Below are 15,782 nucleotides of genomic sequence, written 5' to 3'. Positions count from 1 at the left end.
TATTCGCCCTTACGCGTAGAGAGGGTTAGTTTTGTTAGTGTCGATGTCGTATTTTGCAATCGCTTCGCTCACAACTTTCTTATCTAAAGTGCCAGCTTTAGCTAGCTCAGTAAGTGCAGCTACTACGATGTAGTCAGCATTTACTTCAAAGTGACGACGCAAGTTCTCACGGCTATCACTACGGCCAAAGCCATCGGTACCCAATACTTTGTAACTGCCAGGAATGTATGCACGAACTTGCTCTGCGTATTGCTTCATGTAATCGGTCGCAGCAATTGTTGGCGCGTCAGTTAACGCCTCAGTGATGTAAGCCACTTGCGCTTCCCCTTCAGGGTTTAACATGTTGGCACGCTCAACAGCTTGACCTTCACGGGTTAACTCGTTGAAAGACGTTACGCTAAATACATCAGATGCAATGTCGTACTCTTCGCTCAATACTTTGGCAGCTTTCAATACTTGCTGCATGATGGTGCCCGAACCTAATAACTGAACTTGGCCTTTAGCACCTTTGTTTTCTTCAAACTTGTAAATACCCTTACGAATACCTTCTTCAGCGCCTGCTGGCATAGCTGGTTGATGGTAGTTTTCATTCATTAGAGTTAAGTAGTAGTAAACATTCTCTTGGTCACCGTACATACGGCGTAAACCATCTTGTAGAATTACCGCAACTTCAAAGGCAAAGCTTGGGTCGTAAGAAATACAGTTAGGGATGGTGTTCGCCAAAATTAAGCTGTGGCCATCTTCATGTTGCAAGCCTTCGCCATTTAGCGTTGTACGACCGGCAGTAGCACCTAGTAGGAAACCACGCGCTTGTTGGTCACCCGCCATCCAACACATATCGCCCACACGTTGGAAACCAAACATTGAGTAATAGATATAGAATGGGATCATTGGCACGTCGTTGGTGCTGTAAGAAGTAGCAGCAGCTACCCATGAACTCATAGCACCTAGCTCGTTAATACCTTCTTGCAATACTTGACCGCTAGTATCTTCTTTATAGTAAGACACTTGCTCTCTATCTTGCGGAGTGTAAGTTTGGCCACTTGGGTTGTAGATACCAATTTGGCGGAACAAACCTTCCATACCAAAAGTACGTGCTTCATCGGCAATAATTGGCACTACGTTTTTACCAATGCCTTTGTTTTTAAGCATTACATTTAAGGCACGAACATAAGCCATAGTGGTTGAAATATCACGTTTTTGCTCGCCTAGTAGCGCATCAAATTCGCTCAACTCAGGAATGGCTAACTCTTGCGTGAAGTTAGGTAAACGCGATGGCGTGTAACCAGCTAGCTCTTTACGACGAGCGTGCAAGTAATCGTGCTCTGGTGTACCCGGCTTAAGTTCGATGTATGGCAAGCTAGGTAGCGCTTCATCACTAACATCTACACCCAAGCGGTCACGGAATTGTTGAACATGAGTCATGTCCATCTTCTTAACCTGGTGCGCAATGTTTTTACCTTGAGCGGCTTCACCCATGCCATAACCTTTAACGGTTTTAGCAAGAATTACAGTTGGAGCGCCCGAGGTTTTGCGTGCTTTATCAAAGGCTGCGTAAAGCTTAACTGGATCGTGACCACCGCGGCGTAGAGCAAAAATTTCGTCATCAGACATATCTTTAACTAAGGCAGCCGTTTCACTGTACTTACCAAAGAAGTGTTCACGCACGTAAGCACCGTATTTAGATTTAAAGGTTTGGTAGTCGCCATCAACGGTTTCGTTCATCAGTTGCAACAACTTACCTGAACTGTCTTTGCTTAGTAGGCTATCCCACTCGCTGCCCCAAACCACTTTAATCACATTCCAGCCAGCACCTTTAAATAGGCCTTCTAGCTCTTGAATGATTTTGCCGTTACCCATAACCGGGCCGTCTAGGCGCTGCAAGTTACAGTTAATCAGGAAACATAAGTTATCTAATTTCTCACGCGCTGCGAAAGAAATTGCGCCACGTGATTCCGGCTCGTCCATTTCGCCGTCACCAAGGAAGGCATAAACACGTTGGCCAGAACAATCTTTTAAGCCGCGACCAGTTAGGTACTTAAGGAAGCGAGCTTGGTAAATGGCAGAAATTGGACCAAGACCCATAGAAACTGTTGGGAATTGCCAGAACTCAGGCATCAACTTAGGATGCGGGTAAGAGCTTAAGCCTTTACCGTCTACCTCTTGGCGGAAACTGTCTAGTTGCTCTGCAGTTAAACGGCCTTCAACAAAGGCACGAGCATAAATACCAGGAGAGATATGCCCTTGGTAATAAACTAAATCGCCACCATCTTTTTCATTGCGCGCTTTAAAAAAGTGGTTAAAACACACTTCGTAAAATGCTGCAGAAGACTGGTAAGAAGCCATGTGGCCGCCTAAGTCGAGGTCCTTTTTAGAGGCACGCAATACAATCATGATCGCATTCCAGCGAATAATTGAACGAATACGACGCTCTATTGCGCTGTCACCCGGGTATTCAGGTTGTTCTGCCACCGAAATGGTGTTGATGTAATCACTAGTGATTGACCCACCAGGGCCAGCGAGTCCATCTATGCCCGCGTTAGCGATGACCTGCTCCAACAAGAACTGGGCACGTTCAACGCCTTCTTCACGGATCACAGATTCAATGGCGTCTATCCACTCACGAGTTTCTAGTGAGTCAACATCATGCTTCAGTACCTCTGACATGGCTGTTTCCTTATCAGTTATTAATAGTTTCCCAGAAAACTTGTTACCAAGCTTTTGGCTTACACTTTCAATTGTTTTAAACGGCGATTAGAACGCTCAACTCGGCTTTCTTCTCGTTCGATTTGTAGTAGCGTTTCTTCAATAAACGCTAAATGCTTGTGTGAGGCTTCCCTGGCGTCGTCTGGCTTACCATCGAGAATGGCTTGCAGCATAAGTGACCGATGATGGCGGATCTTGTCAGCCACATTAGGACGCGTATACAACACCTGAAAATTGTCCATGATGTTTTTTTCTAACAATGGACTCAAACCTCTAATTAAATGAAGCAATACTAAGTTATGTGACGCCTCAGCAATGGCTTCATAAAAACGCAAAACGGCTTTAGCTTCACTAATGGTATCGCCGTCTTGTTGCGCAAGTTCAATCCGTTCATGACTGGCTTGCACTTTATCTAAATCGGCTTCAGTACCGCGCAGTGCCGCGTAATAAGCCGAGATACCTTCTACCGCATGACGAAACTCCAACAAGTCTAGTTGGCTTTCATCATGGTTGGACAATAAATTAAACAGCGGATCGGTTAGTGCCTCACGCAGCTTTTGTTGCACATAAGTACCGCCGCCTTGGCGTCTTACTACCAGGCCTTTCGCCTCCAGTTGCTGAATCGCTTCGCGCAATGACGGGCGTGATACATCGAATTGCTTAGCCAACTCGCGCTCAGCAGGTAAACGTTCACCCGGCGGTAAACTTCCTTCTAAGATCATTCGCTCTAGTTGCTTTGCAATAACATCAGCGAGTTTAGGTGGCTTAATTCGTTGGTAGCTCATTAATTTCCGTTGCACTTAATATTGGTAATACCAATTTACACGCAGCAAATTAACAAATCAGAAACACGCTGTCCAGAAAAATTGACCCACATCAATTTAGCCAGCACTTATCGCAAAATAAGTAAAGCCTTTTGTACGACAAATATAATTGGTCAGACCTTTTTTTGTGCACAAGATCGGGCAAATGTAACAAGGAGAAAGGAATTTACAAGATTATGTAAAAATAGATGGAAACAGGCAGCCGCTGAGTAGCGGCTTAAATCAGCCAGCCTGCAATGGTTAAAATAGCAATAATCACAATAGCCAGCATAATGCCGCGCTTAGCAAGACTAACAAACCTGCAAGTCGTCGCTACACATAGCATTTCGTGCTCACTCTCTTGCTCATCGAGCTCTGCAGCCACTGCTACTTTCGCCAACCAATAACCATTGCTGTGCTTGGTATCACGCAAGGCGTGTAACCAAATAGGTAGGGCTTCGCTGGTATTGCCAACCGCTAAGTAACACAAGCTGGCCAAGCGAGATGGCAGCCAATCCAAGTAGTGCATAAAGTTGTTAACCGTAGGCTCCAAAGCCTGCACCTCAGTACTTTTATGTAAGTGCAAACCCCGGCTACAACCGTAGAAAATTGCGCCAGCAGGGCCAGCTAATACATAAAAGAAAATCACCGCAAAATAGTAGCGATAATTCAGCCACATTAATTGAGTACCAGTGGTAAGAGCAATCGACTCCTGCTCACTCACTTGATGCAAAGGATGAATTTGTTTGAGCAGCTGCTGATTAAAGTCACTACAGGCCTGTTCGTCGCCACTAGCTGCAGCACGCAGATAGTCTCGATAACCTTGCTGAATCGGTGGGCACCCTAGTGTAAGTAAAGGGATAAAGATCCATAGCGCAAGATTGGCTAAGCCAAATAGCAAACCACTAATGCTTACTTGCAGCCACGCAATTAACAAAGTGGGTAACACTACTGCCATAGCAATTTGCCAAATCGCTGAAGCGCGATCAAAGCGCTGTAGCCACCAATGAAAAACATGCTGCCACCACCAACTAGCACCAATGCGACGAGCGCGCTCTAAACTCAATGCAAGCAGTAAGGAAATAAGAGACATGTTACTGATTTTGCTCCATAAACATCAGGCGACCTTCAAATAATAAGCTAAATACCCAAGCAAACCAAGTGACTTCAAAGTGCTTCTAAATAAGCAGACCAATCAAAATGCTCACCAGGGTCAGTTTTTCTGCCGGGCGCAATATCGCTATGCGCAACGATGCGTTGTTTTGTTAGTTTAGGATAGTGTTTCAGCAATAGTTGACTAACTTCGATTAAACCTTGATATTGCGCTTTGGTATATTCACTGCTATCTGTCCCCTCAAGCTCAATACCAATAGAAAAATCATTACACCCTTCTCGCCCTTGGTAGCAAGAAACGCCAGCATGCCACGCCCGTTTATCAAAAGCTACGTATTGAGTCACCTCACCAGCCCGATTAATCAGCAAATGCGCCGAGACCTCTAAGCCCTGTAAATCTTTAAAGCTTGGATCTGCGCTGCAATCCAAACTTCCCGTAAACAATTGGTCAATATGAGGCAAGCCAAAACATCCCTCTGGCAAGCTAATACAATGAATGACCAACAAGCTAATTTCATTATTCGGTCGCTGATTATAAAAGGCACTTTCAAGCCACTTAGCCCCAGTTAAGCGATGCTGCTTTATCTGCAAGAGCTACTCCTCGGCAACAAATTATTGGTGTTATTAGGCTTTCTAGCGAAGCCAAGCCAAATTGTCTAGCATAAACCGCTTATTTGACCATGCAAGTGCTGAACTTCTGCGCTAAAATGCGCCACACAAAGTGACAGACAAGCAATACTGTCTCCTCCAGCTAACCATCAGAGAAACGATGCATGAACGCCGAACAATTACGTGCCAACGTAAGCGCCGCTTTAATTGAAGATTTAGGACAACTAGACCCGCAACTAGACATTACCGCTGCACTTATTCCTGCACAACAAATTAGCAAAGCCAAAATTATCAGCCGCGAAAGTGCGACTTTTGCTGGAAAAGCCTTTGCCGAAGAAGTGTTTAAGCAACTGGGCGAGCAAGTAGAGATTGAGTGGTTAGTTGCCGACGGCGATAAAGTTGTTGAAGATCAAACCCTATGTTATCTCACAGGCCCTGCGCGTATTTTACTAACCGGTGAGCGCTCGGCGCTAAACTTTATTCAAACCCTATCGGGCATTGCCACCCAAGTCGCCGAATACATGGCGTTACTTGAAGGCACTCATTGCAAGTTATTGGATACCCGTAAAACCATTCCTGGCTTACGTTACGCCTCTAAATATGCGGTAACTTGCGGCGGCGGCACTAACCATCGCTTTGGTCTGAACGATGCTTTTTTAATCAAAGAAAACCACATCATGGCCTGTGGTGGCATTAAAGCCGCCATTGAAAAAGCCCGAATGCTTTCACCGGGCAAAAAGGTAGAAGTAGAAGTAGAAAACTTAAACGAGCTAGAACAAGCACTAGCCGCTAATTGCGACGTAGTAATGTTAGATAACTTCTCGGTGGATTTAATGAAACAAGCGGTAGCACTTAACCAAGGGCGTGCAAAATTAGAAGCCTCGGGCAACATGAGCTTAAGCACCATTCGCCAGTATGCCGAAACCGGTGTAGACTTTATTTCGGTGGGCGCCTTAACCAAGCATGTCAAGGCGCTAGACCTAAGTATGCGATTTGTCGCATAGAAATTGTTAATCTTAACATTAAGCTGTACAAATTTTTGTACAGCGCGACTTTTATAAGTGTTGCTAAGATCACGATTTTATTGCCTTTTTACAATAATCACTATACTTATATACCACGTGTGCTTTAATGAGAATCACATTTATAGCACCGTGATATCAGGGATGTTACTGAATTAAAAGTTGTTTCACTGCAGCTCTGATAAAAACAACGGTAAATAAATAACTTCAAAAAACTTGTGTAAAGGAAAGACGCAATGAAAACCATGCAAAACCTACAAACCAAAGTTGCTAACAAGCAAGCGGGTTTCACCCTAATCGAATTGATGATCGTAGTAGCCATTGTAGCTATCTTGGCTGCGGTAGCGCTGCCTGCTTATCAAAATTATACCCGCAGCGCAAAATACAGTGAGATTGTATCTGCAGCAACAGGCTTGAAAACCACTGTAGAAGTATGTTTGCAAACCAAAGTTGTTGATTGTGAAGCTGCCGACGATCAGAAGGTATCAAATTCCGAAAGTGCGGCAGAAGCAATTGAAAGCATAAATAGTGCTACATTTGCTGTTGAAGCTAGTGACGCTGACGGCAACCCTAGTGAAGTGTCAATAACAATGGTTCCAGAAGAAGCAAATGGTTTCGTTGCGGGTGACGACTACATTATTTACGGTTACATAAGCAACGGCGGTGTTGTTTGGTACTTAGATGATACAAATAGTGGGTGTTACGCTAAAGAGCTATGTGATGGTAACCTACTTTCGGATAGAGCAGCTGAAGCAGAAGCAGAATAAACTCTTAACATAGTAATGAAGACCTTAAGTACATTAAACGGCCTAGCATCAAGCTTGGCCGTTTCTTTTCCAGATAAAGAACAACAACTCGTTGAGCTTTATAAGCGCAGTGTGCAAGAACAAGCTGCCTTTACCACCGTATTGGTAGAAAACAAACTGATCTCTAGTCGCGAATTGGCTGACTTTTGCGAAGCCCAATTTGGTATTCCTCTATTGGATTTAGATGCGATAGAGCTTAGCGAAATCCCGCAAAACTTCCTTAATGAAAAATTAATCTTTAAACACCACGTATTACCCGTTTATAGCCAAAACCAAACCCTTTATGTGGCCATGGCCGACCCTAGCAATGTAACCGCACTGGAAGATTTTGGTTTTAGTTTTGGACTGCATGTAGAAGCGCTACTAGTTGAAGAAAATAAGTTAACAAAAGCGATTCAATCTCTAGTTAGCGATGGTTCAGACTTAGAGCTGGGCGATATCACTGATGACGACATCAGCGATTTAGAAGTTAGCGAAGAAAATTCGCGTTTAGATGAAAAACAAAACAGCAAAGAAGATGATGCGCCCATTGTTGTTTATATCAACAAGATATTGATGGACTCAATACGCCGTGGTGCTTCCGATTTACACTTCGAGCCTTATGAACACAAATATCGGATCCGTTTTCGCATCGACGGTATTTTGCATGAAATAGCCAGCCCCCCCATTAACCTAGCTAACCGCTTTTCGGCTCGCCTTAAAGTAATGGCGCGGATGGATATTGCCGAACGGCGTTTACCACAAGACGGCCGCATTAAGCTAAAAACTGGCCGCAATAAAGCCATTGATATGCGGGTGAACTCCCTGCCTACCATGTGGGGAGAGAAAATTGTTATCCGTATCCTCGACTCCTCGGCAGCCAACTTAAACATTGATATTCTGGGTTACGACGACAAGCAGAAAAAGCTCTATTTAGATGCCTTGGCTCGCCCACAGGGGATGATTTTGGTGACCGGCCCTACTGGCTCGGGTAAAACGGTTTCTCTGTACACAGGCTTAAACATTCTTAATACCGTTGAAACTAACATTTCAACGGCGGAAGACCCGGTAGAAATTAACCTCCCCGGGGTTAACCAAGTACAAATTAATAACAAAGCAGGCATGACCTTTGCCAGCGCCTTGCGCGCCTTTCTTCGTCAAGATCCCGATATTGTTATGGTGGGTGAGATTCGAGACTTAGAAACCGCTGAAATATCCATTAAAGCGGCGCAAACCGGTCACTTAGTGTTATCGACCTTACACACTAACTCGGCAGCAGAAACCTTAACCCGTTTACTTAACATGGGCGTACCGGCCTTTAACATTGCCTCTTCAGTAAGCCTAATTATTGCCCAGCGATTAGCCCGTCGCTTGTGCGAAAAATGTAAAAAGCCAAAAATGCTTGAGGCCGAGTTATTGCCGAAGATAGGTTTTACTCCACAACAAATTGAGGCAGGGGTTAAACTGTTTGATCCTGCGGGCTGTGATGAATGTACCGGCGGCTTTAAAGGTCGAGTAGGTATCTATGAGGTGATGCCTATGAGTACCGCCATCTCAAAAATAATTATGGCCGAAGGTAACTCCATAGAAATTGCCGAACAAGCCGTTAAAGAGGGCATGTACTCACTGCGCATGTCGGCCCTAGAAAAAGCCCGTTTAGGGGTAACCAGCCTTTCTGAAGTAGAGCGGGTCACAAATGTATAAGTGTGTGGTTTTTTAAATCTAATTATCTGATAAGTTTAGGCAATTACTTTATTACCGCGTTAAGCGTGTTTTGTTAGCAAGGATGTTATGGCTACCGCAAGTACCACCAGCAAACGTAAAGTTGCAGTAAAAAAAATCAATGCCTACTCGTGGAGTGGCGTTAACCGTAAAGGCGCTAAAGTTAGTGGCGAGTATCAAGCTGAAACCATCAGCCAGGTTAAAGGTGACTTGCGCCGCCAAGGCATTACCGTTACTAAAATTAAAAAGAAGACCGAGAGTTTTCTTAGTAAGATGGGTAACAAGATCCAGCCCATGGATATTGCGGTGGTATCACGGCAAATTGCTACCATGCTGCAAGCTGGCGTTCCCTTAGTTCAAAGCTTCAACATTATTTCTAAAAGCGTTGAAAAACCAGCAATGCGTGAGTTAATTGCCGAGATTGCCGCGGAAGTTGAGTCTGGAACCGCCCTATCTGAAACCCTGCGCAAACACCCCTTATACTTTGACCAGCTATATTGTGACTTAATTGAAGCCGGTGAACAAAGTGGTGCTTTAGAAACGATTTATGATCGTGTAGCCATTTATAAAGAGAAAGCCGAGGCACTTAAATCAAAAATTAAAAAAGCCATGTTCTACCCGGTTTCGGTGATTATTGTGGCCATTATTGTTACCACTATTCTACTGCTATTTGTGATTCCTCAGTTTGAAGAAATTTTTGCTGGCTTTGGTGCCGAACTGCCTGCATTTACCCAGTTTGTGATTGGTGTTTCTCGCTTCTTACAAGATTATTGGCCTTATATTTTTGGTGGAATATTTGCGCTTGGCTATGGCTATGTGCAAGCCTTTAGGCGCTCCCAAGCGGTTAAAGATGCTACCGACCGCTTTATTCTTCGAATCCCAGTGATCAACCCTATTTTGCATAAAGCGGCCATGGCGCGTTTTGCCCGCACCTTATCTACGACCTTTGCTGCCGGTATCCCACTTATCGACGCCTTAAAGTCTGCCTCGGGCGCATCGGGCAACGTGGTCTACCGTAACGCCGTAGACGCGATTAGAATTGAGGTTACTGGCGGTATGCAAATGAACGTAGCCATGCGCACCGTGGATTTATTCCCCGACATGGTGACCCAGATGGTGATGATTGGTGAAGAATCTGGCTCACTGGATAGCATGTTAGCTAAAGTCGCCAACATTTATGAACAGCAAGTAGATGATGCAGTAGACGGCTTAACCAGTTTAATTGAACCACTGATTATGGCTGTGCTTGGTGTGCTAGTTGGTGGTATGGTGATTGCCATGTACTTACCCATCTTCAAACTCGGATCGGTTGTTAGTTAAACATGCTAAGTTTTATTGAACTCTACCCAGCCACTGCGCTGGGTTTCTGCCTTTTAATCGCCCTTTGTATCGGTTCTTTTCTCAACGTTGTGATCCATCGCTTGCCCGTCATGTTAGAGCGGCAATGGAAAAATGAGTGCCGCAGTTTCTTATCTGATGAATTAAAAACAGCGCAAACCTCAGAGCAAGGCGTTTACAACTTAATGTTACCTCGCTCTGCCTGCCCCAAATGCCAAAGCTTAATTACCGCCTGGCAAAATATTCCGGTTATTAGCTGGCTAGCCCTGCGTGGAAAGTGTGCCAATTGTAAAAATCCAATCAGTATTCGCTACCCTTTAGTTGAGCTTACAACAGCAGGCTTAACCTTGGCTTGCTGGTGGCAGTTTGGCCTTACTCTACCCTTTGTGTTTGCTAGTCTGTTTTGCATTATTTTACTGTGTCTAACCCTTATTGATCTGGACACCATGTATTTGCCCGATCAGCTTACTTTACCCACCTTGTGGCTAGGTTTATTAATCAACCTAGATTCAGGTTTTGTTAGCTTATATGATGCTGTTTTGGGCGCTGCTATTGGTTATGGTTTTTTGTGGAGCCTGTTTTGGCTATTCAAGCTATTAACCGGAAAAGAAGGCATGGGCTATGGCGATTTTAAACTGCTAGCCATGATAGGTGCTTGGTTTGGCTGGCAAGCCCTGCCATTAACAATTTTGCTTTCATCTTTTGCCGGTGCAATTGTTGGCATTAGCTTGATTGTGTTTGGAAAAAACCAACAAGGGCAAGCGATTCCTTTTGGCCCTTATCTGGCTTTAGGTGGCGCTTGTTACTTATTTTTTGGTGAAGCGATCCACGCTTGGTATTTCTCATACCTAGGTCTTGCATCGTGATAATTGGTTTAACAGGCGGTATTGCTAGCGGTAAAAGCCAAGCCTCGGCGTTATTTGAAGAGCTAGGTATTCAAGTGGTTGATGCCGATATTGTGGCGCGCCAAGTTGTTGCGCCTCAACAACCTGCGTTAAACGCAATATCTGAACATTTTGGGCAAACTATATTGCAAAGCGATGGCTCGCTAAATCGCAGTAAACTGCGCGAAATTGTATTTGCCAACAAACAAGAGAAAGATTGGTTAGACAGCTTATTACACCCACTAATTCGACAAGAGATGCTACACCAACTTGGGCAAGCTAAAGGCGCATACAAGATACTGGTTGCGCCGCTATTGTTAGAAAACCAACTGGATAAGCTCGTCGATCGCGTTTTAGTTATAGACGCCCCTGTAGATATTCAACTCAAGCGAACCATGGAACGCGATGGAGTAGAGCGGCATCAAGCCCTACAGATTATTGATGCCCAAATGAACCGAGAGCTAAAACTACAAGCCGCAGACGATGTAATTGAAAATAACAGCGACCTTGTATGCCTTAAACGTAAAGTTACTGATTTACACCAATTCTATCTAGATATCGCCAAAAGCCATGACAGTTGATTGCTCAGTGGTTACACTAGCTTAGGAACTCCCTTGAACAGCTGTGAATCTAAACCGCTATGACCGCATTAATTTTCGAACACCCTTTAAACGAGAAAGTACGAAACTACTTACGCTTAGAGCAATTATTCGAGCAGCTAATGTTGTCAAAAGCACTTCAGCACCCTCTTCAGCAACAACAGTTCTTTCGAACGTTATTTGAAGTATCAGAAGTATTAGAACGTTGTGAGTGGCGAACAGACTTACTTAAAGATTTAGCTAAACAAGCAGAAAAGCTCGACCATTGGGCTTCGATGCCCAATGTAGATACCAGTAAGATTGAAGAGCTGCTATTGCAAGTGAAAACCCTTATTGCAGCTATTTCAAAGCTCCATCGGGTATCCGATCACCTTAAAGATGATCGCCTATTATCCAGTATTCGCCAGCGTTTGTGTTTACCTGGTGGTAACTGCAGCTTTGATTTACCTTACTTGCACCTATGGCTGCATCAACCACAAGAACGGATAAATCTGCAAGTTCAGCAATGGTTGGGCCCTTTCCAAATCGTCGCAGAAGCCATTAGTCACTTACTTAAGCTCCTTAGAGAGCAGCATAGTGATATTCAAGCTCTTGCTCATAAAGGCTTCTATCAAGGAGTCGCTGCCGATTGTGGATTACTACGCATCGAGGTAGACACTAATTATCAATGCTACCCAACTGTAAGCGGCCACAAACACCGCTTCGCCATAAAGTTCATCAGTACTTCAAATCAAGATATTGAAGACATTCCTTGCACATTATATTGTTGTAAAATTGCTTAATGAAAACTAAAAATTTACCCACCGTAAAATGCCCCACTTGTAACGACAAGGTCGTTTGGCAATCAACAAGTGAATTCAGACCCTTTTGTAGTGAGCGTTGTAAGTTAATCGACCTTGGCGAATGGGCTAATCAAGAAAAATACATTGCTGGGCAACACCTCCAAGAAGATGAAGATAAGCCGGACAGCTGGGAATTTTGAACTTACGCGGAAAAATTAGCGTTTAGGATTTTTTCCAAGATGGCTTTATTGGCATCTGGAAATGACAGATTGAGAAGCTCTGCTCTGCTCACCCATCGAATTTCTTGTTGTTCTGCGCCCTCTGGCTCTCCGTAAAAGCGAGTAACCGTGTAAACGTCTAAGCATACTTGCTTATCACCATAATCGTGCTCAACACGAATCAGTGGCTTACAACTGGTTTTATCAATGTCTATAAGCAGCTCTTCTTTTAACTCTCTCGCCAAGGCGTCAACGGTTTGCTCGCCTGTCTCAACTTTACCGCCGGGAAACTCCCATTTCCCACCTTGATGCTGTTGCAGATTACGAAGGCTAAGTAAGATCTCTTCGCCTTTAACAATTACACCAACTGCTACATTTACAACCTTCACTGAGTACTCCTTGAGTTGATAAAAAAGGAGAGCCTAAGCTCTCCTTTTTTGTTGCCAAACTAAGCTTTAAGAAAGCTTGCCATGACATTGTTTGTACTTTTTACCCGAGCCACAAGGACATGGATCGTTTCGCCCTACTTTTTGCCCTTCACGAATAACGGTTTTACCCGCATCACTCGACTGCTCTTCGGCTTGTTGCGCTGCCTGTTGCTGACGGAATTGCATCGCGCGTTGTTCAGCTTCGCGGCGTTTTGCTTCCATTGCTTCGACTTCTTCAGGCGCTTGCACTTGAACTCGGCTCAAAATACTCACCACATCAAGTTTGAGTGCTTCAAGCATTTGGGTAAACAGTTCGTAAGACTCACGCTTGTATTCTTGCTTAGGGTTCTTCTGAGCATAGCCACGTAAGTGAATACCTTGGCGAAGATGATCCATGGCTGCCAAGTGCTCTTTCCAAAGTTGATCGAGTGTTTGCAGCATCACAGATTTTTCAAACTGCTTGATAGCGTCAGCACCTACTTTTTCGATTTTGGCTTGGTAGTCAGCTACCGCAGCTTCAATGATTTTTTCGCGAAGCTTGTCTTCATGTAACTTGTCGTCCTCATCTAACCACTGTTGAATAGGCAGATTTAAGCCAAAGTCACTTTTCAAACGTTGCTCTAGTTCACTAACCTGCCACATTTCTTCAAGAGATTGTGGTGGGATGTATTCATCAATAACCGATGAGTACACATCTTCGCGAATGACTTCGATGGTTTCAGAAATGCTGTCGCTATCCATTAAATCATTACGCTGCTCGTAAACCACTTTACGTTGGTCATTGGCCACATCGTCGAACTCAAGTAATGATTTACGTACATCGAAGTTACGCCCTTCAACTTTACGCTGTGCATTTTCGATGGCGCGAGTAACCCAAGGATGCTCAATTGCTTCGCCTTCTTCCATGCCAAGCTTTTTCATCATGCCTGTGACGCGATCTGAAGCAAAAATCCGCATCAAACTATCTTCCATCGACAAGTAGAAGCGGGTAGAACCTGGGTCACCTTGACGACCAGCACGACCACGTAGCTGATTATCGATACGACGAGACTCGTGACGCTCGGTACCAATAATATGCAAACCACCTGCTGCTAATACTGCATCGTGGCGCTGTTGCCATTTTTGCTTAACTTCAGCTAATTGCTGCTCACTAGGATTTTCGCCTAGGGCATTTATTTCAACTTGTAAGTTACCACCCAATACGATGTCGGTACCACGACCAGCCATATTGGTAGCAATAGTCACAGCCCCGGCAACGCCTGCTTCTGCAACAATATCAGCTTCTTTTTCATGGAACTTAGCATTTAGTACGTTATGCTTAATTTTTTCTTTCTTTAGAATGTTGGAAAGCAGCTCTGAGTTTTCAATTGACACTGTACCAACCAACACTGGGCGCTCTGCTTTCACACACTCGCGAATGTCGTTGATAATCGCTTGGTATTTTTCTTCTGCAGTCAGGTAAACCAAATCACCTTGGTCATCACGAACCATTGGCTTGTTAGTCGGCACAACCACTGTGTCTAAGCCATAAATTGATTGAAATTCAAAAGCTTCGGTATCGGCAGTACCAGTCATGCCTGAAAGCTTGTCGTATAAACGGAAGTAATTCTGGAAGGTAATAGATGCCAACGTTTGGTTTTCGTTTTGAATTGGCACACCTTCTTTAGCTTCAACAGCTTGGTGTAAGCCTTCAGACCAACGACGCCCTGGCATGGTTCGACCGGTGTGCTCATCAACGATAACAATCTCATTGGTTTCGCTAACAATGTAATCAACATTGCGCTCGAACAAAGTGTGCGCTCGCAATCCAGCATTAACGTGATGCAGCAAGCTAATGTTAGCAGCGTTATAAAGTGAATCACCTTCTTCCAACATACCGCGCTGTTGCAAGGTTTCTTCAACAAAAATCTGACCGTTTTCGGTTAAATGAACTTGCTTGTTTTTTTCATCAAGAGTGAAGTGGCCATCGCCAATCAATTCTTCAGTATCTTCTTCTTCTTGGCGAACCAACAACGGAATAATATCGTTAATCTTTTTATACAGCTCTGAACTATCTTCTGCAGGGCCAGAAATGATAAGTGGTGTCCGTGCTTCATCAATCAAAATTGAATCCACTTCATCCACTACCGCGTAATTTAATGGACGTTGTACTCGCTGCTCTGGGGCAAACGCCATGTTATCGCGCAAGTAATCGAAACCAAACTCGTTGTTTGTACCGTAGGTAATGTCGGCAGCGTAGGCAGCTTTTTTCGCTTCGTGATCCATTCCCGAAACGTTCACAGCAACACTTAATCCTAAGTATTCGAATAAAGGGCGGTTCCAGTCGGCATCACGTTGCGCTAAGTAATCATTTACGGTAATTACGTGAACACCCTTGCCGGTTACGCCATTTAAGTATGCAGGCAAGGTTGCTGTTAAAGTTTTACCTTCACCGGTGCGCATTTCGGCAATTTTATTGTCGTTCAGCACCATGCCGCCCAACATTTGCACATCAAAATGACGCATTTCAAAGACCCGTTTTGATGCTTCGCGCACTACAGCAAAAGCTTCTGGGAGAATCGCTTCAAGCGTTTCGCCTTTCTCGAGGCGCTCCCTAAATTCGCCCGCCTTAGCTTTAATTTCTTCAGCAGACAACTTTTCGTATTCAGGCTCTAAGGCGTTAATAGTATTAACGACTTTACGCATTTTTTTGATGGTACGGTCATTTCGAGTACCAACGATTTTTGTTACTAATTTACTAATCATGAAAAACTACTTTTGCTAAGACGAAATC

14 protein-coding genes are annotated in these 15,782 nt (G+C 44.2%); 8 read left to right on the top strand and 6 right to left on the bottom strand.

All coding sequences use genetic code 11. The features are described from left to right. Window positions 1-9 precede the first annotated feature (9 nt). The 4 genes from aceE to ampD form a co-directional block, all read right to left on the bottom strand. The gene (gene aceE, locus K5L93_RS13480) at window positions 10-2,667 is read right to left on the bottom strand and encodes a pyruvate dehydrogenase (acetyl-transferring), homodimeric type (RefSeq protein WP_220720296.1); all 2,658 of its coding nucleotides are present in this window, start codon (window positions 2,665-2,667) and stop codon (window positions 10-12) included. Between the two features lie 59 nt (window positions 2,668-2,726). Further along, window positions 2,727-3,491, bottom strand: coding sequence for a pyruvate dehydrogenase complex transcriptional repressor PdhR (pdhR, locus tag K5L93_RS13475; RefSeq protein ID WP_220720295.1), 765 nt, complete (start codon window positions 3,489-3,491; stop codon window positions 2,727-2,729). A gap of 256 nt (window positions 3,492-3,747) precedes the next feature. Continuing rightward, on the bottom strand, window positions 3,748-4,602 hold the full coding sequence (gene ampE / locus K5L93_RS13470) for a beta-lactamase regulator AmpE (protein ID WP_220720294.1): 855 nt from the start codon (window positions 4,600-4,602) through the stop codon (window positions 3,748-3,750). Between the two features lie 74 nt (window positions 4,603-4,676). Beyond that, complete coding sequence (ampD, locus tag K5L93_RS13465; RefSeq protein ID WP_220720293.1) at window positions 4,677-5,213, bottom strand: 1,6-anhydro-N-acetylmuramyl-L-alanine amidase AmpD; 537 nt, start codon at window positions 5,211-5,213, stop codon at window positions 4,677-4,679. Window positions 5,214-5,395: 182 nt separating this feature from the next. On the opposite strand from ampD, the gene nadC reads away from it, so the two are divergent. The 8 genes from nadC (at window position 5,396) to yacG (ending at window position 12,563) form a co-directional block, all read left to right on the top strand. Continuing rightward, window positions 5,396-6,235 (top strand): carboxylating nicotinate-nucleotide diphosphorylase, encoded by an 840-nt coding sequence (gene nadC / locus K5L93_RS13460; protein ID WP_220720292.1) that lies wholly within the window; start codon window positions 5,396-5,398, stop codon window positions 6,233-6,235. Window positions 6,236-6,489: 254 nt separating this feature from the next. Further along, window positions 6,490-7,020: a pilin gene (locus K5L93_RS13455; RefSeq protein WP_281422552.1), complete on the top strand. Its 531-nt coding sequence runs from the start codon at window positions 6,490-6,492 to the stop codon at window positions 7,018-7,020. Window positions 7,021-7,035: 15 nt separating this feature from the next. Continuing rightward, window positions 7,036-8,742, top strand: a complete 1,707-nt coding sequence (pilB, locus tag K5L93_RS13450; RefSeq protein WP_220720291.1) for a type IV-A pilus assembly ATPase PilB — start codon at window positions 7,036-7,038, stop codon at window positions 8,740-8,742. 87 nt (window positions 8,743-8,829) lie between these two features. Next, complete coding sequence (locus K5L93_RS13445) at window positions 8,830-10,080, top strand: type II secretion system F family protein (protein ID WP_220720290.1); 1,251 nt, start codon at window positions 8,830-8,832, stop codon at window positions 10,078-10,080. 2 nt (window positions 10,081-10,082) lie between these two features. After that, window positions 10,083-10,964 (top strand): prepilin peptidase, encoded by an 882-nt coding sequence (locus K5L93_RS13440; protein ID WP_220720289.1) that lies wholly within the window; start codon window positions 10,083-10,085, stop codon window positions 10,962-10,964. Further along, a complete protein-coding gene (gene coaE, locus K5L93_RS13435; RefSeq protein WP_220720288.1) occupies window positions 10,961-11,563 on the top strand; it encodes a dephospho-CoA kinase in 603 nt (200 codons plus the stop codon). Before K5L93_RS13440 ends, coaE begins: the two co-directional genes overlap by 4 nt. Before the next feature lie 59 nt (window positions 11,564-11,622). Further along, window positions 11,623-12,363 carry a cell division protein ZapD gene (zapD, locus tag K5L93_RS13430; RefSeq protein ID WP_220720287.1) on the top strand — a complete coding sequence of 247 codons (741 nt, stop codon included), beginning with the start codon at window positions 11,623-11,625 and terminating at the stop codon, window positions 12,361-12,363. After that, window positions 12,363-12,563, top strand: a complete 201-nt coding sequence (gene yacG / locus K5L93_RS13425) for a DNA gyrase inhibitor YacG (RefSeq protein WP_220720286.1) — start codon at window positions 12,363-12,365, stop codon at window positions 12,561-12,563. The genes zapD and yacG overlap by 1 nt, the downstream gene beginning before the upstream one ends. Window positions 12,564-12,565: 2 nt before the next feature. Here the strand turns inward: yacG and mutT are convergent, their stop codons facing one another. Beyond that, window positions 12,566-12,970: an 8-oxo-dGTP diphosphatase MutT gene (gene mutT, locus K5L93_RS13420; RefSeq protein WP_220720285.1), complete on the bottom strand. Its 405-nt coding sequence runs from the start codon at window positions 12,968-12,970 to the stop codon at window positions 12,566-12,568. 66 nt (window positions 12,971-13,036) lie between these two features. Then, complete coding sequence (gene secA, locus K5L93_RS13415) at window positions 13,037-15,754, bottom strand: preprotein translocase subunit SecA (RefSeq protein WP_220720284.1); 2,718 nt, start codon at window positions 15,752-15,754, stop codon at window positions 13,037-13,039. Window positions 15,755-15,782: the final 28 nt, after the last annotated feature.

Source organism: Agarivorans litoreus (assembly GCF_019649015.1).
GTDB lineage: Bacteria > Pseudomonadota > Gammaproteobacteria > Enterobacterales > Celerinatantimonadaceae > Agarivorans > Agarivorans litoreus.
This window is presented reverse-complemented; position numbering and strand designations above follow the sequence as displayed.

Excerpts from the sequence above, each read along its gene's own strand:
- pdhR (WP_220720295.1), bottom strand. The coding sequence starts at position 3,491 with ATGAGCTACCAACGAATTAAGCCACCTAAACTCGCTGATGTTATTGCA.
- nadC (WP_220720292.1), top strand. The coding sequence starts at position 5,396 with ATGAACGCCGAACAATTACGTGCCAACGTAAGCGCCGCTTTAATTGAA.
- pilB (WP_220720291.1), top strand. The coding sequence starts at position 7,036 with ATGAAGACCTTAAGTACATTAAACGGCCTAGCATCAAGCTTGGCCGTT.
- K5L93_RS13455 (WP_281422552.1), top strand. The coding sequence starts at position 6,490 with ATGAAAACCATGCAAAACCTACAAACCAAAGTTGCTAACAAGCAAGCG.
- aceE (WP_220720296.1), bottom strand. The coding sequence starts at position 2,667 with ATGTCAGAGGTACTGAAGCATGATGTTGACTCACTAGAAACTCGTGAG.
- zapD (WP_220720287.1), top strand. The coding sequence starts at position 11,623 with ATGACCGCATTAATTTTCGAACACCCTTTAAACGAGAAAGTACGAAAC.
- K5L93_RS13440 (WP_220720289.1), top strand. The coding sequence starts at position 10,083 with ATGCTAAGTTTTATTGAACTCTACCCAGCCACTGCGCTGGGTTTCTGC.
- ampE (WP_220720294.1), bottom strand. The coding sequence starts at position 4,602 with ATGTCTCTTATTTCCTTACTGCTTGCATTGAGTTTAGAGCGCGCTCGT.
- secA (WP_220720284.1), bottom strand. The coding sequence starts at position 15,754 with ATGATTAGTAAATTAGTAACAAAAATCGTTGGTACTCGAAATGACCGT.
- K5L93_RS13445 (WP_220720290.1), top strand. The coding sequence starts at position 8,830 with ATGGCTACCGCAAGTACCACCAGCAAACGTAAAGTTGCAGTAAAAAAA.
- yacG (WP_220720286.1), top strand. The coding sequence starts at position 12,363 with ATGAAAACTAAAAATTTACCCACCGTAAAATGCCCCACTTGTAACGAC.